The following is a 24,419-nucleotide window of genomic DNA, read 5'->3' as shown; positions in this document are numbered from 1 at the left end:
ATGTCGATCCTCAGTAGCGGATGCGCGGATCGAGAAGCGCGTAAGCGAGGTCGATCACGAGGTTCATGAGGAAGATGGCGAAAGCGGTGACGAGGATCGCCGCAAGCACGACGTTAAAGTCACGCTGGAGAATGCTGTCGATCATCAGTTTGCCGACGCCGGGGAACCCGAAGATCGTCTCGATGATGACAGCCCCGTTCAAGAGGCTTGCCGCCTGATCGCCGATAACGGTGATGACCGGCAACATGGCGTTGCGCAGTGCATGAACGAAGATGATCGGGCCGGATTTGACGCCCTTGGCGCGCGCCGTCTTCACGTAAGCCGAGGAGAGGGCCGAAATCATCGAGCCGCGCACCACCTGAACGATGATGCCGAAGGGACGCACGAACAGAACGCTGATTGGCAGGATCCAATGGGCGAGCGTACCGGTACCGGAGGTCGGCAGCCAGGAAAGCTGGATGGCGAAGATAACAATGGCGACGATGGCCAGCCAAAAATCCGGTACGGAGGCGCCTATCAACGACAACATCGAGGAAAAGCGATCGAAAAAGCCACCGGTGCGGAAGGCTGCGAGCGAACCGACGACAATGGCGCAGACTGTGACCAGCGTCATGGTGATGACCGCAAGCCACAGAGTCCATGTGAAGGCTTCGAGCACGACGTCAAGTGCGGGACGGGCCTTGCGCAGGCTCTCCCCCAGATCACCGGTGACGACATCGCCGACATATTGGCCAAACTGCACGAGAAGCGGCTGGTCCAGCCCATGCAGGGCACGGAATTCGGCCTTCATTTCGGCCGACGCTTCAACGGGAAGAAAGAGCGATGCCGGATCGCCGGTCAGGCGGGACAGAAAGAATACCATGACCAGCAGCCCGATCAGCGAGATAAGGCTGGCGAGGGCGCGTTTGCGGATGAATCTGAGCATTGGGACCTCGATCTTGCTGGAATGGACGGCGAACGCCTCGCCGCCCACTTCGCTTCGATAGGGCGATCAAATCGCCTGGCGGTAGTTACTTCTTGAAGCCGATTTCAGAGAGCTGCAGCATCCCGTTGGTGGCAATGCTGGGCTTGAAGTCCAGACGTTCGGATACGCGAGAATAACCGACCATGTGGAAGAGCAGGACGTCGGCGACAAGATCGTCGTGGACATAGGCGATCAGCTGCGACCACAGTTTTGCACGCTCATCACCGGTGGCGGCCGAAGCGCGGGCGATGAGATCATCGACCTTGGGGTCGGCGTAACCGGACTGGGTACCCTTCGAGTCGTACTTGAAGAACATGGTGAAGGACGGGTCACCCTTGGAGTTGTCGTGCATGGCGGCGACAATGATCGGGCCACGGCCTTCTTTGAATGGCTTCGAGTAATAGACCTCATGTTCGGCAACTTCGACAAACTTCAGGTCGATCTTGAAGCCAACGTCCTGCAGCTGCGCCTGCACGGCTTCCATGATTTCCGTCACGTTGGGGAAGTTGGCCGTACGGGCGACGACTGTGATCGGAGTATCGACCGGAACGCCGGCAGCCTTGGCTTCTTCAAGCAGCTTCTTGGCCTGATCCGGATCATACGGGAAAACCTTGACGTCCGGGTTCCAGCCGAGCGTGGTCGGCGGCACAAGGGCTGTTGCCAGAACAGCATCCTGCGGCACGAGTGTACCAAGGAACGCCTGACGGTCGATCGCCAGATTGAGTGCCTTGCGGACGCGGACATCGTTAAGCGGCGCGATGTTTCCGTCGATACGCAGATAGACCGTTTCGCTGTCGAGATAGGAGAAGTCGGTCTTCTCGTTCGTGGCTTCGACCTGCGAGATCGACGGTGCGAGATCGGCTTCACCGGCCTGAACCATGGCGGCGCGGACGGCAGGATCGGCGCGGAAGACGTAGGTTGCCTTGGTGACGGCGGGCTTTTTGCCCCAGTAATCGTCACGCGCATCAAGCACGATCTGCTGACCCGGCGTCCAGTTGGACAGCTTGTAAGGACCGGTGCCAATCGGCTCGCGAACGAATTCTAGCGGCGTGCCTTCCGGAACTATGGTGACGAGCGACAGGAGCAGCGGCAAGATCGGCTGGACTGGATCAACCTTGAAATCGATCGTGTTGTCGTCGACGACCTTCACGTCAAACTTCATGCCACCGAAATAGCGGCGGGATTCGCAGACATTCTTGTCGCTGAAAATGCGGTCGAAGCTATATTTGACATCCTTGGCGCCAAAAGCCTTGCCGTCGGAAAATTTCACGCCCTGGCGCAGATGGAAACGCCAGCTTCCATCGGCATTTTGCTCCCACTTTTCAGCCAGACGAGGCATCACACCGTTCTTGGTGCGGACATCGAGCTCGGTCAGCGTTTCGCTGACGTTTTCCATGATGACGCGACCAATATTTGAGCGGGTCGCCATGCACGGCTCGAGAAGGTCTGCCTCTTCCGGGAGAACGATCTTGATATCCGTAGACGCGGCATGAACCGGTGCAATGCCGGCACCGAATGCCATGACAGAGCCAAGAACGGCTCCAAATAGATGCGAGGTTTTCATGTCATTTCCTCCCTCTGGGGTGCATGTCGCACCGTTTGCTGCTCATCTCGCGGCGCATTGGCGTTCGCGTGCTGAAGGCACTCCTCCTGAAGCCCTGTGCGTCGGTCGGGATGCCTCCGTCCTTAACGATCGCCTTGATCGAGCTGGCACCGACCATCGGATTTCTCGATAAGTTTGTCAAATTAAATATTCGGAACTATCGATTTGTACAAACTTAACTTTCATAAAACGATTTAATTTCAGATAGATGTATCGCAACATGGGGTCATCAATGGCAAATTTCGTTTTTTTTCAAACTTGACAACTTTGTTATTTGAGTGATTTTCATAGGGTCAAGAGGAGACCCCGATGACGCCTGAAGAGATTGCATCCGCCATGAACGGCGCGGTAAACGTTGCCGGAAATGGACGACATGAGGCCATGTTGGCCTCTCCGATGATCCAGAACCATGCTTCCTTCCTTCACATGACCGATGAAGGCGCACTTATCTGCGCCTGGTTTGGCGGCACGCTAGAAGGGAAGTCGGATATCTCGATCTTTGCTTCGGTCCTGCCTGAAGGCTCCGACCAATGGGGCGAGCCGCAGCGGCTGAGCTTCGACCCAGATCATTCCGAACAGAATCCGGTTCTGTTTGCCGCACCTGATGGCAAGCTCATCCTGTTTCACACCTCGCAGCCATCCGGCAATCAGGACGAATGCCGGATTCGTCTGGCAGAGATTTCGCGCGATGCCTCCGACCCGACCAAGCTGATGGCAAGCGAGGGACAATATCTCGATCTGCCGCGCGGCTGTTTCGTTCGCGCTCCTCTGGTGGTACGCGATGATGGCGCGTGGCTTTTGCCGATCTTCCGCTGCATCCAGCGTCCAGGCCAAAAGTGGAATGGCAGCCATGACCGTGCCGCTGTCGGCATCTCTGAAGATGGCGGGAAGACATGGCGACTGGAGGATATCGACCAGTCGACAGGCTGCGTGCATATGAGCCCTGTCTTGATCGGCGAGAATAAACTGGCGGCAGTATTCCGCCGCCGCCAGGCCGATTCCGTCTATCGCACGGAAAGTGGGGACGGCGGCCGCACTTGGTCCGCGCCGCAGGCAACCGATGTGCCAAACAACAACTCTTCAATTGCAGCGATCCGCCTGCAAGACGGCCGGATCGCAATGATCTGCAACCCGACCAATGCGGAAATGTCTGCAGATCGCCGCGCGTCGCTTTACGATGAGTTGGGCGAAGAAGACGACCGGCCGGATGCCAACCCGGATGGCGGCTGCGTGCCCATCTGGGGCGTGCCACGCGCTCCGGTTTCCGTCTGCATTTCGGCTGATGGTGCCAGAAGTTTTTCACAGCGGATCGTGATTGAAAATGGTCCTGGCACCTGCATGTCGAACAATTCAATCGACGGCCACAACAAGGAAATGTCCTATCCGTGGCTGCTGGAAGGACCAGACGGCAGCCTCCACATCGCCTACACCTATTACAGGCGCGCCATCAAATATGTTCGTCTGGCTCCGGGCTGGGCCAATGCCAGTTCGAGTGCAGAAGTGGGAGAATAATCATGAGCAATATCATCGGCATCACCATGGGTGACCCCTGCGGCGTCGGACCGGAAATCACGGTGCGGGCGCTGGCCGAAATGGACGATGCGGACCGCGCCGCCACCCGCATCTACGGCAACCTGCCAACGCTGGAAGCGGCCCGTGAGGCACTGAATGTCGATATCGATCTCAAACCTTATGTCGTTGACCTCCCTATCGAAGGTGCGCCGCTTCCATGGGGCACGCTGTCGCCGGTCGCCGGCGACGCAGCTTTCCGTTTCATCGAAAAAGCGGTGCGAGATGCGGAAGCCGGAGTGATCGGCTGCGTCGTTACAGCCCCCATCAACAAGGAAGCACTCAACCTTGCCGGCCACCATTACGATGGCCATACGGGCATGCTGCGAAGCCTGACCAAATCAGCGGCGGCCTATATGCTGCTGGCATCGGAAAAGCTGAAGGTCATCCACGTTTCCACGCACGTCTCGCTACAGGAAGCCATCCGCCGCGCCACGACCGAACGGGTACTGGCAACGATCAAGGCCGGCAATGACCACCTGAAGCGCACCGGCTATGCCGCTCCCCGCATCGCGATTGCCGGCATCAATCCGCATTGCGGCGAAAACGGCCTTTTCGGCACTGAAGACGATGACCAGATAACACCGGCCGTTGCAGCAGCGCGTGCCGAAGGCATTGATGCCTATGGTCCGATTTCTGCCGACACTGTATTCCACCGTGCCTATTCCGGCGCATTCGATCTCGTGGTCGCGCAATATCACGACCAGGGTCATATCCCGATCAAGCTTGTTGCCTTTGATACTGCCGTGAATGTCTCCGTCGATTTGCCGATTGACCGTACTTCGGTCGATCACGGAACGGCCTTCGACATTGCCGGCAAGGGCATTGCCAACCACGGCAACATGCTCTCGGCCATAGCCTATGCCCGCAAATTGGTGAACGGCGGCAAAGGAGAACAGGCATGAGCAGCGCTCCCGTTATCACCCTGCATCAGCCGAAAAGACTTCTTGTAGGCGCCGGCACGATCGGCGAAGTTGGGCCATGGGCCGGTGACGTATCCTCGACGCTGGTGATCGCGACGCCGATCACTGTCGGCTTTGTCGATCGCCTTAAACTGCCGGGCAAAATATCCGTGTTCGATGCCATTCCGGGCGAGCCTGAAATTGCGACGCTCGATGCAGCGCTTGCTGCAGCGCGGGCAGCAAAACCGGATCTCGTTGTCGGTCTCGGCGGCGGTTCGGTCATGGATGTCGCCAAGCTGGTGGCAGCCCTGTGGGACGGCGAACAGGCGCTTGCCGACGTTGCCGGGCCTAACAAGGTTACCGGCCGCAAGACCCGGCTGGCGCAGGTGGCAACGACAGCCGGCACCGGTTCGGAAGCCGGTATCCGCTCGCTGATTACCGACCCGGTCAAGGGCAGCAAGATCGCGGTCGAGAGCCCGCATCTGATCGCCGATCTGGCGGTCCTAGACCCGGAACTGACCTATTCGGTGCCGCCGGCCGTAACAGCCGCAACCGGCGTCGATGCCATGGCGCATTGCGTCGAGGCATTCACCAACAGACGCGCCCATCCGATGATCGACGGTTTTGCCCGTATGGGCTTTCATCTTGTCGGCAAATTCCTGGCACGTGCGGTCAAGGATGGATCGGACCGAGAAGCCCGCGAAGGGCTGATGCTCGCGTCCTATTACGGCGGCATTTGCCTTGGCCCGGTCAACACGGCGGCAGGTCATGCCATTGCCTATCCGCTCGGGACGCTTTTGCATCTGCCGCATGGGCTCGCCAACGCCATCGTGTTTCCGCACGTCCTCGCCTTCAACCAACCGGTCATGAGGGACAAGACGGCAGAAGTTGCTGAGGCACTCGGCCTCGGCAAGAACCTTTCACAGGCCGACCTGAGCAGTGCGGCACATGGCTTCTGCGCTGATCTTGGCATCCAGATGTCTCTCGCCAAACACGGTGCCGCCGAAGCTGATTTGCCCCGCTTTGCCGCGGACGCCCACGCCATTCGCCGACTGATGGACAATAACCCGGTCGATATGAGTGTTAACGACATTCTAGGGATCTACAGGGCCAGCTTCTGATCACAGGCCTCTGGAGGAGGAGAGGTGGCGCGATAGCTCGCGCCACCTTTTTTGTCTGATATCGCTGCGGTATAGACTTGAGAGAGCTATTTTCGCTCTCTCCCACCCTACTTATGAGATGACTGGAAAAGCCGCTCGCGCGAGCCCTTCAAATGTTCAAGCATCAGCCGCCGCGCTTCATTCTCGTCACGGCTGGCAATCGCAGTGGCGATAGCCTCATGCTCGCCAAACACGCGGGACAAGCCAGAAGCCTCCCGCTTGATCGAGGCGCCATGGAACTTCATTCCGACGGCAATATGGTCCTTCAACGCTTCCATGGCGGTGGAGAAATAATTGTTCTGGGCGGCGCGGGCGATTGCGAGATGGAACTGAAAATCTGCGTCTTCGCGATGTGACTGGCGGTTTGTCGCGTCACGCAGCAGTTCCAGCGCCTGGCGGATCGCCTTCAGGCTTTCGGCATCATGCCGCGTGGCGGCGGCAGCTGCTGCAGCCGGCTCCAGCGTCAGGCGGAATTCGTAACAATTCAGAAGGTCAGCGACATTTTCCAACTGGCCAAAACCGAGCGGGTTTCTCAGACCCATCGAGCGGACAAAACTACCCGCCCCGCGGCGAGAATAGATCAGGCTCTGGTCGCGCAAGCGCTTCAATGCCTCGCGGATAACCGGGCGGGAAACCTCGAATTCGGCGGCGAGATCATGTTCCGTCGGCAGACGCTCATCCGGCTTGTAGGCACCGGACTTGATCGCACGCAGCATACGCTCGAAAACGACGTCAGCGAGACCTTTGCGAGCTGTTCCTGTTTCCAATCCCATCATCAACCTGCTTTCTGCAGGACAGTATCTGCAATCTGTTTCAACGTATCGGGCTGACCGAAACCACCCGATTTGGCGATAATGCAGCGCCCCTCGGCTGAAGCAATACCCAGGCCCGGCATACATTCACCATGCAGGCGCATCCGCGAAAGACCGAACCTGCGCAGCACGGCTTCCGCAGTCGCGCCACCAGAGAGAAGCAGTATGCCTTCGTAATCGGCGAAATTCCGCTTCAGACCGTCCGCCAGAGCTTCTGAGACAAGCTGAGGGTTTACATCGTCGGTACCCGGCGTTGCCTGAACCAGCGTCAAGTCAGATCCGGTATCGGTTGCCGCGTCGAGATGACCGTTGGGCGCAGGCAGATAATTCAACCTGTGTTCATGGCGCAGAATTTCTATCTGCCTAAGCGTTATCGGATCGCGCGAGCCGATAACGAAAGCAATCCGGCCGGAGGGAATGGCTGCCGCACGTGCCTCGGCTCCGGCGGTCATGCGTCGAGCAAGCGCTTCGGCAAGGCCACGAGCTCCGACCAACAGGTCCGTGCCGTCGCTCTGCGCCTCAGCCAGAATGGCATCCATATCGGCCGGCGTGCGGGTATTCGGAATGCGGGCGCAGGCAGCATGGGCGCCCAGCCGATCGGCAATCACGATCGGTGTCTCTATGCCGAAACCGGAGACGCGCCCATCCTCCACGATACGGTCAAATTCCGGGATCGCCGGCACGACGAGAGCTTTCTTGAAGGGGGTAGCATCCAACTCGGCGACAATATTGCCCTTCAGGCGGGAGTCGACCTTCTTGAAAAGTTTCGTCCCCTTCGGCAGCAGAGCAATGACCGCAGTCGTTACAGCACGAGCCTTATCTGAATCAATTTCCCGCGTATTAAGATTGATCGACAAAACGTCTGGGCGGTCCCCAGCGACACCAGAGATTGCATCCCGGTCGAGCGCGACTTCCGTACGAAGACCACGCCCGGCAAAAGGGGCTGCAGAGTCGAGCGCACCTGTCAAATCGTCCGCGAGAATGGCTAACATATGTCTCCGCCCACTTATGTTGTAATCTTTATACCATAAAAAAACGCTTATATGTCAACAATAATATAGAACTAAATTACAAATGAGATCACCTCTTCTGACAAAGCGAGAGGACGTAAAGCCTACTCTGCCAGGCCTGCGATCGGAGAGAAACCTCGCAGCCATCAACAAGGCCAGCTATCGAATCGACAGCAATTTCGCCGTTTTGATCAATTGCAAAGAAAACAAGGGCAGCAGCAATCGCTCAGCCCTTCTGGAACTTGACGGACATTTTCCGAATGGCAGGGATGCGGTATTTTATCGATGCGGTGGCGTACTGGCACTCGGTGAAATCTCGACTGCCAGTCACAAGCCCGCTCTTCGCTATACGGAAATAGCTTTGGACTGCCATGATTTTCTTCTACCGCTCCAACCGAGGCCGCCAACCATGACGTGGGGCGAGGCTCTCGGTCGAAACGCGATTTTATGCTAGTTACTTTTGCCTGACTTGGCCTTGGTCGGCCACCAGGCGCGCCTGTTTGAATACTTTGCGATTTCCGGGGAAGCCGACGACCGCTTCCGCAACATGTTCGGCGGCGATCGCAACGAAATCAGCCTTGGCACCGACTTCGATCCCATAACCATCAAGCCTGAGCGCCTTGGCACCCGCCGTGGTGACGATATCGAAGGCCGCCTGCAATTCCGCGTCGGTAAAAAAGCCGGAGCGGTAACCGATGATTTCCGCCCGGCGCAGCATGTCGCCATCGCCATAAGGCCACCAGCTATCGCGGATGTTGTCGCTGCCGCTGAAAACGTTGACGCCTTCCGAGCGCAAGAGCGCGACCGGCGGAAAGCTGTGATGTCCCGGCGCGTTGGTCATGATCGAGATACCGCTCCGGGCAACTCTTGCGGCGATCCTGCGCGCTGCATCGGCCGGAAGATCGCCGAGACCATAGGCGTGGCTGATCGAAACGTGGCCCTGCATGCCGAGCGCTTCCGTCCGTGCGCAGATTTCCTCGATGGTGAAGGCTCCCATCGTGCCGCCCTCGTGCAGATGGATATCCGCATCGACGCCGCGTTTTTCGGCGATGCCGAAGACGACATCGAGATGGGCGGTGACATCACGGTCGAAACTGGCCGGGTCAAGGCCGCCGATCAGGTCTGCACCAAGGCCGATCGCCTCATCGAGAAGCTCTGGAGTGCCGGGGCTTTTCAGAATGCCGCTCTGCGGAAAAGCGACGAGCTGGATATCGATGACATCCCGGTATTCTTCCCTCACCGCCAGGATGGTCTCCAGCGACTTCAACCCGACCGACCCGTCGACCATGACGTGGCTGCGCATCTGCAACGTGCCGTGAGAAACGCAAAGTTCGAGCTGCTTGATGGCACGCTCGGCCATCGGCTCCGCTTTCGCCATGTTTTCGGCCTGGAAGGCGACCCGTTCATGCACGTCGAAACCGTTGGTGCAGGGACGATGCGGCACCCATTTTCCGCCGTAGAAGCTCGTATCCAGATGGATGTGACCTTCGACGAAACCCGGAACGAGCAGATCCCCTGCGATATCGACGACAATGCCTGAAGCGGATGCCTCGGTCGCCGGCTGGATACCGGTTATCCGGCCGTTCTCGACATGAATATCGTGCAGCCTCCCATCGGCAAGCTTCGCATTGGTGAATATCGTCTTGGTCATGATCGGGTATTTCCTGAAAATCTTGGTCGTTGAAGGATTCAGACGGCTAGCGCCAGATGACAGGCAACCAAACCGCCGCCCTTGCGTGCCCGAACCTCGGGCGCCGCCTTGCTGCAAATATCCGTCGCCATCGGACAGCGGGGGTGGAAGGCGCAGCCTTTCGGCGGATCGAGCGGGCTTGGTGGTTCACCGCCCATCAGTTCCCGGTCGCGATTGGGAGCCGCGACATCCGGGATCGTCTGGAGCAGCAGTCGCGTATAGGGGTGTTGCGGATCGGCAAAAAGCGCCTCGGTATCCGCTTCCTCAACGATCCGGCCGAGATACATGACTGCGATCCGATCCGCCATGTGCCGCACGACGGCAAGGTTGTGACTGATGAAAAGATAGGTAAGGCCGAGTTCGTCCTGCAGGCGGCGCATCAGGTTGAGGATCTGCGCCTGCACCGAAACGTCGAGTGCAGAGGTCGGCTCGTCGCAGACGAGGAATTCCGGCTCGCTGGCGAGCGCCCGGGCGATCGAGATGCGTTGACGCTGCCCGCCGGAAAATTCGTGCGGATACCGTTTCGCATCATCCGCAGAAAGACCGACCGTGCGCAGCAGTTCGGCGACACGCGCCTCGATCACGTCAGCGCCATTGCGCAGGCCGAATTCGCGGATCGGCTCGGCGATGATATCGCCGACACGCCAGCGCGGATTGAGGCTCGCATGCGGATCCTGGAAGATCATCTGCGCTTCCATCGGCTTGCCGCGGCCTCGGCCCTTGTCCGCGGGTGCAAACAGGATTGCGCCTTCGCTCGGTGCGTAAAGCCCGGTGACAAGCCGCGCGACCGTGGACTTGCCGCAGCCGGATTCACCGACAAGTGCGAGGCATTTCCCCTTCTCGACCGTGAAGGTGACATCCTGCACGGCGCGCAGGTAACGCTTCGGCTTGCGGTCGATCACCCGGTTCAACCAGGGCGCGGAGACATCGAAAATGCGGGAGAGCTGATCGACTTCCAGGGCGTTGTTTGTGCTTCTCACTGAACACCTCCATCATGAACGAGACAGGCAACACTGCCCTGCCCTTCGGCAACCATCACGGGGCGGACCTGCCGGCACCGCGACCCGGATTCAAGACAGCGCGGATTGAAGGCGCAACCGGTGGGAATGGCATTCAGTCGCGGCATTGCACCGTCGATCTGGGCAAGACGCTCGACACGGGCGCCGAGGGCCGGGATCGAGCCCATCAGGCCGCGCGTATAGGGATGTTTCGGTCGGCTCAGCACCTCTTCGACCGGACCGATCTCAATGACGCGGCCGGCATACATCACGGCCACACGGTCGGCGGTTTCGGCAATCACGCCCATATCGTGCGTCACCAGCATGACGCCCGTACCGTGCTCACGGCAAAGTTTTCGCAGCAATGCGGTAATCTGCGCCTGAATCGAAACGTCGAGCGCCGTCGTCGGTTCGTCGGCGATGATCAGTTGTGGATTGCCCGCAAGCGCCAGTGCGATGACGACACGCTGGCGCATGCCGCCGGAAAACTGGTGTGGATAGTGATCGATCCGCTCATCCGCGCCGGGAATGCCGACCTGTTTCAGCAATGCGATCGCCTGGGCGCGCGCTTCCGTACGGCTTCGGCTGGAATGCAGCCGGACGGTCTCGATCAACTGCTGGCCGACGGAGAACAACGGATTGAGCGAGGTGAGCGGATCCTGGAAGATCGCACCGACCATGCTGCCGCGGATCGATGCCATTTCCGCTTCGCCGAGATTGTCCGTGCGCTTGCCGCCGATGCGAATTTCGCCAGAAGCCACTCGGCCGGGCGGTTCGAGCAGGCCGAGCACGGCCATGCCCGTCATTGATTTGCCCGCGCCGGATTCGCCGACGACACCGAGAATTTCGCCGCGTTTGATCGTCAACGAAACATCGGAGAGTGCGGTGAGTACTCCCTTGCGGGTCGGAAATTCGACGGACAGGCCGCGAACATCCAGCGCAAGTGCGTCGGAGGCTGGAGGGTGACAGGAAATGCTCATGACGCGACCTCGCTTTGGCTGAGATGCAGTGGATAGCTTGGAGGAAAGATCGTCTCGACCGGCGGATGCCCGTAAGTGCGTTCGGGATAACGCTTCACAAGCCTGTCGAACTGCGCCTGTGCCTCATCGCGAGCCGCCGAAAGATCGATGCCGGCAACCTGTCCGTCACGCATCGACAGGCGACCATCGACGATGGTGGCGCGGGTGACGCGCCCGGTCGCGCCATAGACGAGCGTCTGGATCGGATCGATGCGCGGTGCGATCATCCGGTCGGCCATGTCGAAGACGGCGATATCTGCTTTGGAGCCGATGGCAAGCCGACCTAGATCGGGGCGTTTGAGAGCGTCGGCACCTGCGATCGTCGCAGCGTCGTAGAAGTCCGCGGCAGATCCGGCATCGCCACGCCCTTCGGCAATGCGGTTTGCCATCAGGCCGACCGCCATGTTCAGCACCATGTCCGGCGGCGCGGTGTCGGTGCCCATCCCGATGCGGATACCCATCGCCTTCAGCTTCGAGAAGGACTTGAGCGCAGAACCATGCCGGGCCGAAACCAGCGGGCAATGGGCGACCGTGACGCCGTTTGCGGCATAGCGGGCAAGATCGTCGTTCGTGGCGACGGTCGCATGCGGTGCTATCAGGCGTGAGGAGAGCAGGCCAAGGCCATCCAGCCATTCCGGCGCGGTGACCCCATGCAGGCGCCGAACGGTCTGCAGTTCCATTTCGCCCTGTGCCATATGCAGGCGAACCGGAAGACCCAGCTCCCCGGCATGGGCGAATGTGCGGCGCAACAGGGTCTCGGTACAGGTCTCTACACGGTCGGGGGCGAACATCCCGGAGAGCAAGCCACCGGCGGTTCCGTGGATACGGCCTGCAAAAGCCGCGGCGACATCCAGTTCCGCCAGCCCCCGCTCCTCGTCGAAAACCGCCTGCATCGCGCCCGTCTCATCGAGGATCACGCCGCCGCTGCGATAGGCAGGCCCGAGCCAGACGCGCAGGCCGAGTTCCTCGGCTGCCACCGCCGCCGCCTCGAATTCCGCCACCGTCTCGCCCCAAGCGCGGTAGAAGAGCGATGCAATCGGCAGAGCCGAAGTAATGCCGTTCAGAAGAAGCTGCGCAAAGGCATAACGCTTCTGAAAGGCAAGCTCTTCCGGGCTGTACATTTCATAAGCCCATGCTGCGTAATCCGTCGGCCAGACACGGCCCTTTTTCCATCCTGGCTGGTTGTCCATGCCCAGAACGGTCGTGTCGAGGTCAGACAGCGCATCGAGATCGACGAAGCCGGGGCCGATCAGGGCGTCGCCCATATCGTAACGTGCCGCAACTTCGCCCTCGAACCGTTTGCCGATCCAGATGACGCGATCATTCTCGATCACCGCTTCGCCACCTTCGACGAGCCGCCGGCCTTCGGGAAAATCGGCAACGATGTAGCGAGCCTTCAGCGCCCACCGGCCGGGCGGCCGTTTTCCGAGCGGAAGGACGGACCAGTTTCTGTCTCTGATCATGGCCGTTCCCGCAGGCTCTTCCCGTCACGGGCAACGACATTGCCGGTCGTCACGACAAGCTTGCGCGGCTGGTGGGTGACGATCGCCTCACCGACACTCTCGCCCTCGACGATGACCACATCGCCACGCCCGCCGACAGCCAGCACATGGTTGGCACGGTCCATCGCCACCGCGCCGCCTGTCGTGCAGACATCAAGCGCCATCAGCAATTCATCGTCGCGGCGCAGATTGTTCTTCATGCCGAGCAGCATGGCGCGCTCCAGCATGTCGCCATTGCCATAAGGCCCCCATGTGTCGCGAAAACCGTCGACGCCCGCGCCGAAACGCACGCCGGCAGCACGCAACCGCTTGAGCGACGGGACTTCGCGCGACGGCGGCGCGGTGGTCAGGATCGGCACGTCGAGTTCGGCGCAGGTATCGATCAGTCCCTGGCTCACGTTCCAGTCGGGCATCCCGAGGCAGAAGGCGTGGCTGACGGCCACCTTGCCCTGCATGCCGAAAGCCCGAATACGCTCGAAGATCAGCTCCATCGAAAAGGCCCCGAGTTCGCCGCCTTCATGCAGATGGATATCGATGCCCTTGCCGTATTTTTCCGCCAGCGCGAAGATCGTGTCGAGATGTCCCTTCGGGTCGCGGTCCATGCCGCAAGGGTCGAGGCCGCCGACGAGATCCGCGCCCATCGCCATCGCCTGATCGAGCAGTTCGACCGTCCCCGGCCGACGCAGCAGGCCGGATTGCGGGAAGGCGACGATCTCGATCTCGACGACACCGGCAAGCTGGCGACGCGTTTCCATCACGCCTTCGAGCGCGACCAGCCCCTGATCGGTGTCGATATCCACATGGGTGCGGATCAGCGTCGTGCCGTAACCGACAGACTGCAGCGACTGGCGCATGGACTGGACATGGGCATCAAGCCCGTAGTCGCGTTTCACCTTGCGCTCGTTGTCGATCTTGTCGATCAGCCGCGGGCCGACCTCGTTGACATACCAGGGATAACCAAGCAGCGACTTGTCGAGATGGGTATGCGCATCGACCAGGCCCGGAATGGCGATGCGGCCACCGGCGTCCTCCGTTGCTATGCCTTCGTCGGAAAGTCCCTGTCCGATCGCGGCAATAAGGCCGTCCCTGATCAGGATGTCGGACGCCTCGCCCCCCAGGGGTCTTGCGTTCTTAATCAGAAGATCACTCATGGATATGCCTCAGCGCAGTTTGGGATTGAGAGCGTCACGCAGCCAGTCGCCCAGCACGTTGATCGAGACGACCAGCAGACAGAGCTGCAGGCCGGGGAAAAGCACGATCCACCATTGTCCGGAAAACAGGAACTGATTGCCGATGCGGATCAGGGTGCCGAGCGACGGTTGTTCCGGCGGCATGCCGACGCCGAGGAAGGAAAGCGTCGCCTCGATCAGGATCCCGAGACCGAAATTCAGCGTCGCAGTCACCAGAAGCGGCGTGGTGGTGTTGGGAAGGATATGCTTGATCAATATCCGCCATGTCGGCACGCGGATCAGCCTTGCCGCCTGCACATATTCCTTGTTGCGCTCGACCATGGTCAGCGCCCGGACGGTGCGCGCATATTGCACCCAGGCGGAAAGTGAAATCGCCAGCACGATGACACTGGAAGCGCCAACCTCACGCAAGGACGGCGGCAGAGCCTGCCGTGCGAGCGCCGAGACGAGGATGGCGATCAGCATGGTCGGCATCGACAGGAGAACGTCTCCGGCCCGCATCAGCAGACCATCCGCCCATTTGCCGTAATAACCCGCGACCAATCCGAGCGCCGAGCCGACGATCAGCGATACCGCGACGGAAGCGGCGCCGATGACGATCGACGCCCGCGAGCCATAAAGAATGGCCGACAACAGGTCGCGGCCCTGCGTGTCGGTTCCAAGGATGAACGGCCACTGGCCGTCCTCCATCCAGATCGGCGGGATCTCGGCGTTGAGCAGGTCGAGCGAGGCGAGATCGTAAGGATTCTGGACGGTGATCAGGGGCGCGAAGAATGCCGAACCGATGAGAAGCAGCAAGAGGATTGCGGCTCCGACGGCGGAAGGGTGGTGCGTGAAACTCCACCACAAATCGGATTCCCGCAGACGGGAGAGCCAGAAGGGAGCGGAGCGGGGGTCCCGTTTCGCAGTCTGTTCAGCAGTATTGATCAGGGGTGTCATGATTGTCTCCCGTCACGCAGCGCGCAGGCGCGGGTCGATCAGCGCGTAGGCAATGTCGACGAACGTGTTCAACGTCACGAAGATGAAGGATACGATGCAGAGATAGGCCGCCATGACGGGGATATCGACGAAGGTGACGGCCTGCATGAACAGCATGCCCATGCCGGGCCACTGGAAGACGGTTTCGGTGACGAGCGCAAAGGCAATCAGGTTGCCCACCTGCATGGCGGTCAGCGTCACCACCGGCATGAGACAGTTTTTCAGTGCATGGCGAAACCAGAGTGCCCGGCGCTTCACCCCGCGGGCACGGGCGAACTTGATGAAATCGGCCCGCAATATTTCCAACATTTCGGCGCGGACGAGGCGCATAACCAGCGTGATCTGGAAAAGCGACAGGGACAGCGCAGGCAGCACGATTGCGGCACGGCCGGAGGGCGTCAGCAGTCCAGTCGACCACCAGCCGAGCTGCACGACCTCGCCGCGACCATAACCCGGCAACCAGCCTAGGCTGACGGAAAAGGCAAGGATCAGGATGATGCCGACGAAGAAACTCGGCAGCGAGACACCGACGATGGAGGAAAACTGCAGGCCTTCAGCCCACCAGCGCCCGCGGCCGATCGCGGTGAAGACGCCGAGCGGAATGCCGATCGCCAGCGATAGGATGGTGGCGATGATGACGAGTTCGAAAGTTGCCGGAAAACGCTCGCCGATCAGGGTGATGACATTCTGCTGATTGCGCCAGGAAAGGCCGAATTCACCCTGAGCGGCATTGGTGACGAAACGCAGATATTGCACCAGAAATCCGTCATTCAGGCCGAGACGGCTGCGCAACTCGTCACGCTCCACCTGGGTGGCGCTTTCATTCACCATCATCTCGACGGGATCGCCGAGAAAACGGAAGATCAGGAAGGCGAAAAAGGCGACGGTCAGCATGACAAGGATGGCGTTGCCGACGCGTTTTACGAGGAAGGCGATCATGGTCGCGGCGTCCCTGGTTTCAGAAAAGCGAAGGGTACCCCTTGCCGGTGTGATCGACGGCAAGGGGCATGGCGACTTACATCTTCACCAGCCAAAGGCGGGGAAGGTTGTCCGAGAAGAGTGGGAAATCCTTGATCTTCGCGGTTGTCGCCCAGGCAAGCGGCTGCTGATGCAGCGGGATCATCAGGGCATGGTCCTTGGCGATTTTCAGCGACTGCGCCTCCATCGCCAGCCGCTTGGTCTGGTCGAGTTCGACGGCGGAAGCCTCGGTTACCTTGTCGAATTCCTTGTCGGACCAGCCGCCCCAGTTGAAGATGCCGAACGAGCCTTCCTTCGTATGAAGAACCTGCGAGGTGAGGCTGTAGGTGTCGAGCATAGGCAGGGTCGCCCAGCCGAGCGTGTAGACATCGACCTTGCCGGACGAGCGCTTCGGCGTCTGTACCGCACGAGTGCCCTGGTCCAGCTTCGGCTTCAAGCCGACGCGCGACCACATGGAAGCAACCGCCTGGCAGATCTGCTCCTCGTTGACGAGGCTGTCGGCACAGTTGAACTCGAATTCGAAACCTTCCGCGCCTGCTTCCTTCAGCAGAGCCTTGGCCTTCTCCGGATCGGCCTTGACCGGCGTATCGAGTGCCGCGTCATAACCGGGGATCTGCGGGGCCACGAGCGCGCCGGCATTGCGCGATTTTCCGCGCATCACCTTCTTGTTGATGAGATCGAGATCGATGGCGAGCTGCATTGCCTGGCGGACACGCAGATCCTTCATCGGGTTTGCAGCACCGGACAGAAGCTGATCACGCTGGGAAAAACCAATCATCACCGTGCGAAGATCCGTGCCTTCCAGCACCTTGACCTCGGGAGAAGCGGCAAGCCGCGGCAGATCCTGCACAGGCGCCTGATCGGTGAAATCGATATCGCCGGCCAGAAGAGCGGCAACACGGGTTGCCGGCGAAGCAATCGGGGTCAGCTCGATCCGGTCGATATTGTGCTCCGGCTTGTCCCACCAGCCGTCGAATTTGGTGAACACCGTCTTTGCATCCGGCTGCCGGCTCTCTACCTTGAACGGGCCGGTGCCGTTTTCATTATAGGTGGCATAGCCTTCGCTACCGGATCCGACATCGGTCGGCGCTTCGGCATTGTTGTCCTTCAGCCAGCCCGCATCGAAAATGTAGATGGTGGTAAGATCGTTCGGCAGAAGCGGGTAATTGGCCGAAACATCGATTTCGATCGTGTGTGCATCGATGACGCGGGAGCCTTTGTAGGCCGGGATGTTACCGCGCAGCGGCGACTTCGGGTCCGAGGCGCGCTTCAGCGAAGCCTGCACGTCTTCTGCCATGAAGTCAGCCCCATTGTGGAACTTCACACCTTCCCGCAGCTTGAAGCGCCATGTCGTCGGCGAGACGATTTCCCAGGATGTGGCGAGCGCCGGCTCGATCTTGAGATTGCGGTCATAACGGACCAGCCCCTCATAAGCGTGATTGAGGACGCCAAGCGCAAAACTGTCGCCGTAGGAATAGGGATCGAGCGAGCTGATATCGCGCGATGCACCCCATTTCAACGTTCCGGCCATGGCCGGCATTGCCAAGGCGAGCAGTGCAACGCCTCCCACCAGAATTCTCGATAAACGCATTGATAATTCCCCTCGGATTGCATGCAATTCTCACAAGACGATGCTTGGGACTGGAATGCATGGCGTTAAAACCGGCTGCTGAAGGTGGCTTTTGGCGCTTTCTCTATCAGCTTGACTTCAGGCTAGATCAGAACGAATGCAAACTCAATAGATAATTGCATGCAATTTATTAGACTGGATGACGTACGATTTTTATGCGATATGCAGGTGAAACTGCATTCAGTCGAAAGAGCGACAGCGATGTCCACCAATCTCAGCAGAAGCGATGCGATCTACGCTTCGCTTCGTCGCGCAATCCTCGAACAGGCGTTGAAGCCCGGCACCAAGCTGCCGGAAGATTCCATCGGCGATACGTTCGGTGTCAGCCGCACGAGTGCCCGTAATGCGTTGCTAAGGCTGGCTTCCGATGGCCTTGTCGAGATCAAGCCGAACCGCGGCGCGGCCGTCGCCATGCCGACGTTGGAGGAAGCGGAAGAGGTCTTTGCTCTGAGGCGCTGCCTTGAGCGCGAGGTGATCGAAAAACTCTGCAAGCGCATGCCGCGCGACGGCATCGACGCGTTGATCAGCCATGTTCGGGAAGAAGAAAGGGCGCTTCAGGCATCCTCACCGCGCTCCATCCGGCTTGCCGGCGAGTTTCATATCCTGCTTGCCGAACTCACCGGATCGAAACTGTTGATAGACTTCATCAGCCAGGTCGTCTCGCGCTCGTCGCTGATCCTCGCGCGTTTCGGAAGACCGCATTCAGCCGAATGCGGGATCGACGAACATGTGCAGTTGATCGAGGCGCTCAAGGAGCAGGATCCGCAGACGGCTTGCCGGATCATGGACCACCATTTGCATGCAGTCGAAGACCGCGCCAAGACGGATGACAAGGATGACGGCCCCGACATCACCGAAATTCTCAGCCGCTACATGTCGGCGTCCGATTGACATGAGCCAGCAGGAAAAGACCACTGCGCGGTCCAGGCGCGGCATGGTGACGAGCCCGCATCATCTCGCCAGCGAAGCCGGAGCCAAGGTTCTGCGCCGCGGTGGTACGGCGATCGAGGCGGTGATCGCTGCAGGTGCCGCGCTGACCGTGCTTTATCCGCATTTTTGCGGGCTGGGCGGCGATGCGATCTGGATCATCGCCGACCGCGCCGGCCGGCGCAAGGCGATCATGGGGATCGGCCAGGCAGCAAATGACCTGCCGAAGTTAGAAACCATCCCTGCCCGCGGTCCGCTTTCGGCCCTGACCACCGCAGCAGTCGTCGACAGCTGGGGCGAGGCACTCAGTTTTTCGCAAGAGAACTGGCAGGGTAACGCAAGCTTCGCGTCGCTGCTTGGCGATGCGATCGAGCTGGCGGAAGAAGGTTTTCCGGTCAGCCGCTCGCAACAGCATTGGCATGCTTTTCGAAGCGGCGAGATCGAAAGCTGGCCGGGGGTCGCAAATGCTTTCGTCACGGAAGGACATCAACGTCAACCGCAGCTTGCCGAAGTGCTGAAAGCGATCGCTCTGCATGGGCATCGCGAATTCTACGAGGGCGAACTCGCTAGCCACATCGCCAGGGCACTGGAGGCAGCCGGCAGCCCGATCCGGGCGGACGATCTGGCAAAGACCGTGGCCACCCTTGTCGAGCCGGTGTCGCTCACCTATCGCGATATCGAGCTTCTGGCCCCGCCGCCCCCCTCGCAGGGTATTTCGACACTCGCCATCATGGGCATATTGTCGAATTTCTCGATGCGGAATGTCGATCCGACCTCCGCCGATTTCTACCATCTCTGCGTAGAGGCGGTAAAACAGGCGTTTCACGACCGGGGACAGATCGCCGATCCGGATTTTGCCGCGCAACGTTGTGCAGAATGGCTGGCGGGCGATTATCTTGCGGCCAAGGCGGAGGCGATCGATCCCAAATCCGCCCTGCCCTGGCCTCACCGTTTCCAGACCGGCGATACTGTCTATCTCGCAGCAGTCGACTCCGAAGGCCGATCGGCAAGCGTGCTGCAGAGCACCTATTATGACTGGGGCAGCGGCGTATTGCTGCCGGATAACGGAATTCTCTGGCAGAACCGCGGAGCCGCGTTCAGCACCGATCCGAAAAGCCCGAACGTGCTGGCTCCCGGCAAACGACCCTTCTACACGCTCAATCCCGGCCTTGGCCTGAAGAACGGGATGCCGCATCTTCTCTACGGTACCCAGGGCGCAGACGGCCAGCCGCAGACGCTGACCGTTCTTCTTAGCCGTCTTATAGACCACGGCTTTGACCCACTATCCGCCCTTTCGGCGCCCCGTTTCCTTTTGGGCAGAACCTTCTCCGACACCTGCGACAACCTCAAGATCGAGGATGCCGTCGGCGATGATGTTCTGGCCGAGCTTGCGGGTCGCGGGCACGAGGTCATTCCGATCTCGGCGCTGAATGCCCTTTCCGGTCAGGCCGGCGTCATTCGATTGGACGGTGACGGCTGGACGGACGGGGCGCATGACCCGCGCAGCGATGGCTGCGCCATCGGAATATAGGTTTCAGATGAAAGTCGATCTCGTTCTCCGCAATGCCTTGATCGCCGGCCATCCGGGCCTGGTCGATATCGCCATCAGGGACGGCCTGATTGCAGAAATAGGAAGCCGGATCACTTGCGAGGCGGTCGAGGTAGAGGATCTCAAAGGAGCCTTTGCTTTTCCCGGCTTTGTCGACAGCCATATCCATCTCGACAAGGCCTGCATCATGGAACGCTGCTCGATCTGTGCGGGAACGCTCGAGGAGGCCGTGCGCGAGACGGCGAAGGCAAAGGCCGGGTTCTCGGAGGACGACGTCTACAAGCGGGCATCGGCGCTGGTCGAAAAGGCCATCATGCATGGCACCAACCGCATGCGGACATTCGTTGAAATCGACCCACGCGCCGGAATGCGCTCCTTCGAGGCGATAAAGCGGGTTCGCGAGCATTACGCCTTCGCAATCGATATCCAGATCTGCGCCTTCGCGCAGGAAGGGCTGACACAGGAACCGGAAACGGAAGCCATGCTGGACGACGCACTTGGCTCGGGGGCGGACCTGATCGGCGGCTGCCCCTATACCGATACCGATCCGACAGAACATGTCCGCAGGATCTTTGCACTGGCGCGAAAACATGATGTCGATGTCGATTTCCACCTCGATTTCAGCCTCGATCCGGCAAGAACCGATCTTCCGGCCGTGATCGAAGCGACACGAATAAACGGTTATGCCGACCGCGTGACGATAGGGCATGTCACCAATCTGTCAGCGCTCGATCCCGATGCGCTTTCCACAGTTGGAAAGAAGATTGTCGAGGCGGGTATCGCACTCACGGTCCTGCCTGCAACCGACCTTTTTCTTATGGGGCGGCAATATGGTTCGAATGTTCCGCGCGGTATCGCACCTGCCAACGCCCTTGCAGCTTTGGGCGTCAAAACGGCAATCGCGACCAATAATGTGCTGAACCCGTTCACGCCCTTCGGTGATGCATCGCTGGCGCGCATGGCCAATCTTTATGCCAATGTCATGCAGCTTTCGCGTGACGCCGACATCGAGCTTGTCTTCGACATGGTGGGAGCGCAAGCAGCAGCAATTACCGGCTTTCGACATGATCTGTCGGTCGGCCAACCGGCAGATATCGTCGCTCTCGATGCCGCAAATCCATCCGAGATCGTCCGTTCCTCAGCTCCCACCCTTGCGGGATGGAAGCGCGGGCGAAAGACATTCGTTCGCCCGAAGGCGCGGTTGCTCTGAGGCGATTGCATTTACGTCAGTGCGAGCAATCCGGGATGCCTGTCGGTTTCCCCGGCTGCAGGAATGCTGCTTTGGCTGCCGCGTCGCGAGCAGGCTATACCGGCCGCGACCGAAGCGCGTTCCATGGCCGCCTTGAGCGGCAGGCCGCGATCGAGTGCTGAAGCAAGCACGCCGACAAAGCAGTCGCCGGCCGCTGTCGTGTCCTTTACATCGATCGGCAGAGCCGTGACCCGGATTTCATCTCCATCGACACAGGCTTCCGCACCGTCTCCACCCAGAGTTCGCAGAACGCCGGTGCCAAGGCGGGTCGAGAGCGCTGCGGCGGATGCTCCGCAGCCGAGCCAACCGGCCAGCGCCTCGGCCTCATCTTCGTTGACGACGACAAGGCCGCAGAGCGACAGTATCTTTTCGGACAGCGGGAAGGCCGGAGCGAGGGTGAGGATCGACAGGGCCTTCGAGGCACTTGCGCGGCGGATGAGCTTTTCCACTTCCGCCACATCGTTTTCCATCTGCATCAGCACGACATTTGCCTGCTGCAGCAGATCCTCTTCCACGGCATCCGAAGACACGGAAAGATTGGCGCCGGATGCGACCACGATCATGTTGCGGCCTCTGGCGTCGATATGGATAGAGGCGTTGCCTGTCGGCTCATCCACACGGGCGACACGGCTGATATTCGCCGCAGTGGCAAGGTTCTGCAGACCGATTTCGGCAAGGCTGTCATTGCCGACCGCACCGACCATCACCACTTCGGCGCCATCCCGTGCCGCCGCCAGCGCCTGATTAGCTCCCTTGCCGCCGGCTTCCGTGCGAAAACCCTTGGCAAGCAGGGTCTGCCCCGGTTGCGGCATCTCCTCGACCTCGTAGACGAAGTCGACGTTGATGGAGCCGAAGGTGATGATCATGGCATGTCTTCCTTCAAGCGACCTGAACGAAGTGGCCTTCGCCGGCTTCTTCATAGGTGCGTTTGGGCGGAACGTAATCGGCGGCGCGGAACGGGCTCTTGATCTCGTCATTGGAGATGCGGCGCGTCTGCCGGCGTGACGGATCGGCGATCGGAACCGCCGCCATCAGGCGCTTGGTATAATCGTGCTGCGGGTTTTCGAACACGGCCTGACGCGGGCCGATTTCGACGATTTCACCGAGATACATGACCGCAACGCGGTGGCTGATGCGCTCGACAACCGCCATGTCATGGCTAATGAAGAGGTAACCCAGCCCAAGCTTTTCCTGAAGGTCCAGCATCAGGTTGATGACCTGCGCCTTGACCGACACATCGAGCGCCGAAACGGATTCGTCGGCGATCAACAGCTTGGGTTCCAGAGCAAGCGCACGGGCGATGCAGACACGCTGTCGCTGGCCGCCGGAAAACTCGTGCGGGAAACGATCCGCCATCGACGCGGCAAGACCAACACGCTCCAGGAGTTCACCAACACGGTCACGCGCATTCGATGCACTCACCAGACCATGGGTGATCATCGGCTCGGCGATCGCCTGCCCGACACGAATACGCGGGTTGAGGCTTTCGAACGGATCCTGAAAGATCATCTGCGCTTCGCGGCGAATGTCCGTCAGTTCCGTATTTCCGGCTTTCAGCACGTTCTTGCCATCGATCCGTACTTCGCCCGACACCGGATCGGTGAGGCGGATGATCGAGCGGCCGGTGGTGGACTTGCCGCAACCGGATTCGCCGACCAGCGACAGGGTTTCGCCCTGACGAAGCTCCAGCGAAACACTTTCGACGGCATGGATACGGCCGATCGTCTTGCGCAGGAAGCCCCGCTTGACCGGAAAGCGGGTGATCAGGTTCTCGACCTTGAGGATCGGCGGCTGATCGCGCTTGACGGTGTCTTCGGTCGCCTTGACCGGCTTGATCTCGCCGGTCTGCATGTCGACCTGCGGGAACCTCAGCGGACGATCCTTGCCGGTCATCGAGCCAAGCTGCGGCACAGCCGACAGAAGCGCACGGGTATAGGGATGTCTTGCGCCGGCAAAGAGATCGTGCGTCGTGCCGGTCTCGACCTGCTCGCCGCGGTACATGACGACGGTGCGGTCGGAAATTTCCGCGACCACGCCCATGTCATGGGTGATGAAGAGGACTGACATGCCCTCCTCTTCCTGCAATGTCTTGATCAGTTCGAGGATCTGCGCCTGGATGGTGACGTCGAGAGCCGTGGTCGGCTCATCTGCGATCAGCAGCTTGGGATCACAGGCAAGCGCGATGGCGATGACGACACGCTGGCGCATGCCGCCCGAAAAGTTCATCGGATATTCGTTGAGGCGCGCCTTGGCCGAGGGAATCCGGACCTTTTCGAGAAGCCGTACGGCTTCAGCCTGAGCTTGGCTTTCCGACATGCCGCGATGCTGACGCAGCACTTCGGTGATCTGCTCACCGATCTTCAGGACCGGGTTGAGCGAGGTCATCGGTTCCTGAAAGATCATGCCTACACGGTTGCCGCGGATCTTCTGCATGTCTTCGAGCGGGATGGACAGAAGATCCTTGCCCTCGAATTCAATCTTGCCGGTCACGCGGGAGTTTCCGGGCGACAGCAGGCGCATGATCGACATGGCCGTGACGCTCTTGCCGGAACCGGATTCCCCGACGACGGCAACGGTTTCCTTCGGTGCGATGTCGAAGCTCACATCTTTGACGACATTGCGCCACTCGCTACCGACGCGGAAAGCCGTGTTGAGGTTGGAGATGGAGAGAATTGGACTTGTCATGATC

At 60.0% G+C, this 24,419-nt stretch carries 20 protein-coding genes; 6 read left to right on the top strand and 14 right to left on the bottom strand.

What is annotated here, in order from left to right:
• Window positions 1–10: 10 nt before the first annotated feature.
• The gene (locus JZX87_RS18845; RefSeq protein ID WP_183825023.1) at window positions 11–925 is read right to left on the bottom strand and encodes an ABC transporter permease; all 915 of its coding nucleotides are present in this window, start codon (window positions 923–925) and stop codon (window positions 11–13) included.
• 85 nt (window positions 926–1,010) lie between these two features.
• Entirely contained in the window at window positions 1,011–2,528 is a 1,518-nt protein-coding gene (locus JZX87_RS18840; protein WP_148144631.1) for an ABC transporter substrate-binding protein, read from the bottom strand.
• Window positions 2,529–2,876: 348 nt separating this feature from the next.
• Here JZX87_RS18840 and JZX87_RS18835 point away from each other — a divergent pair, with 348 nt between their 5' ends.
• The 3 genes from JZX87_RS18835 to JZX87_RS18825 are packed head-to-tail and all read left to right on the top strand — an operon-like array spanning window position 2,877 to window position 6,159.
• Window positions 2,877–4,079 carry a sialidase family protein gene (locus JZX87_RS18835; RefSeq protein WP_206827275.1) on the top strand — a complete coding sequence of 401 codons (1,203 nt, stop codon included), beginning with the start codon at window positions 2,877–2,879 and terminating at the stop codon, window positions 4,077–4,079.
• A gap of 2 nt (window positions 4,080–4,081) precedes the next feature.
• Complete coding sequence (pdxA, locus tag JZX87_RS18830; RefSeq protein WP_206827273.1) at window positions 4,082–5,041, top strand: 4-hydroxythreonine-4-phosphate dehydrogenase PdxA; 960 nt, start codon at window positions 4,082–4,084, stop codon at window positions 5,039–5,041.
• Window positions 5,038–6,159 carry an iron-containing alcohol dehydrogenase gene (locus JZX87_RS18825; protein WP_206827272.1) on the top strand — a complete coding sequence of 374 codons (1,122 nt, stop codon included), beginning with the start codon at window positions 5,038–5,040 and terminating at the stop codon, window positions 6,157–6,159. The genes pdxA and JZX87_RS18825 overlap by 4 nt, the downstream gene beginning before the upstream one ends.
• 107 nt (window positions 6,160–6,266) lie before the next feature.
• Here JZX87_RS18825 and JZX87_RS18820 read toward each other — a convergent pair whose 3' ends face one another.
• The 10 genes from JZX87_RS18820 to JZX87_RS18775 form a co-directional block, all read right to left on the bottom strand.
• Window positions 6,267–6,971: a FadR/GntR family transcriptional regulator gene (locus JZX87_RS18820; protein ID WP_148144756.1), complete on the bottom strand. Its 705-nt coding sequence runs from the start codon at window positions 6,969–6,971 to the stop codon at window positions 6,267–6,269.
• A 2-nt stretch (window positions 6,972–6,973) separates the two neighbouring features.
• Entirely contained in the window at window positions 6,974–8,002 is a 1,029-nt protein-coding gene (locus tag JZX87_RS18815; RefSeq protein ID WP_206827270.1) for a four-carbon acid sugar kinase family protein, read from the bottom strand.
• Window positions 8,003–8,474: 472 nt separating this feature from the next.
• Window positions 8,475–9,671 (bottom strand): amidohydrolase family protein, encoded by a 1,197-nt coding sequence (locus JZX87_RS18810; protein ID WP_206827268.1) that lies wholly within the window; start codon window positions 9,669–9,671, stop codon window positions 8,475–8,477.
• A 38-nt stretch (window positions 9,672–9,709) separates the two neighbouring features.
• The gene (locus JZX87_RS18805; RefSeq protein ID WP_206827266.1) at window positions 9,710–10,690 is read right to left on the bottom strand and encodes an ABC transporter ATP-binding protein; all 981 of its coding nucleotides are present in this window, start codon (window positions 10,688–10,690) and stop codon (window positions 9,710–9,712) included.
• Window positions 10,687–11,688: an ABC transporter ATP-binding protein gene (locus JZX87_RS18800; protein ID WP_206827265.1), complete on the bottom strand. Its 1,002-nt coding sequence runs from the start codon at window positions 11,686–11,688 to the stop codon at window positions 10,687–10,689. Before JZX87_RS18800 ends, JZX87_RS18805 begins: the two co-directional genes overlap by 4 nt.
• Entirely contained in the window at window positions 11,685–13,190 is a 1,506-nt protein-coding gene (locus JZX87_RS18795; RefSeq protein WP_206827264.1) for an amidohydrolase family protein, read from the bottom strand. Before JZX87_RS18795 ends, JZX87_RS18800 begins: the two co-directional genes overlap by 4 nt.
• Window positions 13,187–14,380, bottom strand: coding sequence for an amidohydrolase family protein (locus JZX87_RS18790; protein ID WP_206827263.1), 1,194 nt, complete (start codon window positions 14,378–14,380; stop codon window positions 13,187–13,189). The genes JZX87_RS18795 and JZX87_RS18790 overlap by 4 nt, the downstream gene beginning before the upstream one ends.
• 9 nt (window positions 14,381–14,389) lie before the next feature.
• Entirely contained in the window at window positions 14,390–15,358 is a 969-nt protein-coding gene (locus JZX87_RS18785) for an ABC transporter permease (RefSeq protein ID WP_206827262.1), read from the bottom strand.
• A gap of 12 nt (window positions 15,359–15,370) precedes the next feature.
• Complete coding sequence (locus JZX87_RS18780; protein ID WP_183685400.1) at window positions 15,371–16,336, bottom strand: ABC transporter permease; 966 nt, start codon at window positions 16,334–16,336, stop codon at window positions 15,371–15,373.
• A 76-nt stretch (window positions 16,337–16,412) separates the two neighbouring features.
• Window positions 16,413–17,966, bottom strand: a complete 1,554-nt coding sequence (locus JZX87_RS18775) for an ABC transporter substrate-binding protein (RefSeq protein WP_502711327.1) — start codon at window positions 17,964–17,966, stop codon at window positions 16,413–16,415.
• Window positions 17,967–18,206: 240 nt separating this feature from the next.
• Here JZX87_RS18775 and JZX87_RS18770 point away from each other — a divergent pair, with 240 nt between their 5' ends.
• The 3 genes from JZX87_RS18770 to JZX87_RS18760 are packed head-to-tail and all read left to right on the top strand — an operon-like array spanning window position 18,207 to window position 21,691.
• Window positions 18,207–18,896 (top strand): GntR family transcriptional regulator, encoded by a 690-nt coding sequence (locus tag JZX87_RS18770; RefSeq protein ID WP_206827261.1) that lies wholly within the window; start codon window positions 18,207–18,209, stop codon window positions 18,894–18,896.
• Between the two features lies 1 nt (window position 18,897).
• Complete coding sequence (locus tag JZX87_RS18765) at window positions 18,898–20,463, top strand: gamma-glutamyltransferase family protein (protein WP_286194880.1); 1,566 nt, start codon at window positions 18,898–18,900, stop codon at window positions 20,461–20,463.
• A 7-nt stretch (window positions 20,464–20,470) separates the two neighbouring features.
• Window positions 20,471–21,691 carry an amidohydrolase family protein gene (locus tag JZX87_RS18760; protein ID WP_206827307.1) on the top strand — a complete coding sequence of 407 codons (1,221 nt, stop codon included), beginning with the start codon at window positions 20,471–20,473 and terminating at the stop codon, window positions 21,689–21,691.
• 11 nt (window positions 21,692–21,702) lie between these two features.
• Here the strand turns inward: JZX87_RS18760 and JZX87_RS18755 are convergent, their stop codons facing one another.
• Both JZX87_RS18755 and JZX87_RS18750 read right to left on the bottom strand, forming a co-directional pair.
• Window positions 21,703–22,596 (bottom strand): ribokinase, encoded by an 894-nt coding sequence (locus JZX87_RS18755; RefSeq protein ID WP_206827260.1) that lies wholly within the window; start codon window positions 22,594–22,596, stop codon window positions 21,703–21,705.
• Between the two features lie 13 nt (window positions 22,597–22,609).
• Window positions 22,610–24,415 (bottom strand): ABC transporter ATP-binding protein, encoded by a 1,806-nt coding sequence (locus JZX87_RS18750; RefSeq protein ID WP_206827258.1) that lies wholly within the window; start codon window positions 24,413–24,415, stop codon window positions 22,610–22,612.
• Between the last annotated feature and the right edge of the window lie 4 nt (window positions 24,416–24,419).

This window comes from Agrobacterium sp. Ap1, assembly GCF_017313375.1.
Classification (GTDB): Bacteria; Pseudomonadota; Alphaproteobacteria; order Rhizobiales; family Rhizobiaceae; genus Neorhizobium; species Neorhizobium cellulosilyticum.
The sequence above is the reverse complement of the archived record's forward strand: the minus strand, read 5'-3'. Positions and strand labels throughout refer to the sequence as shown.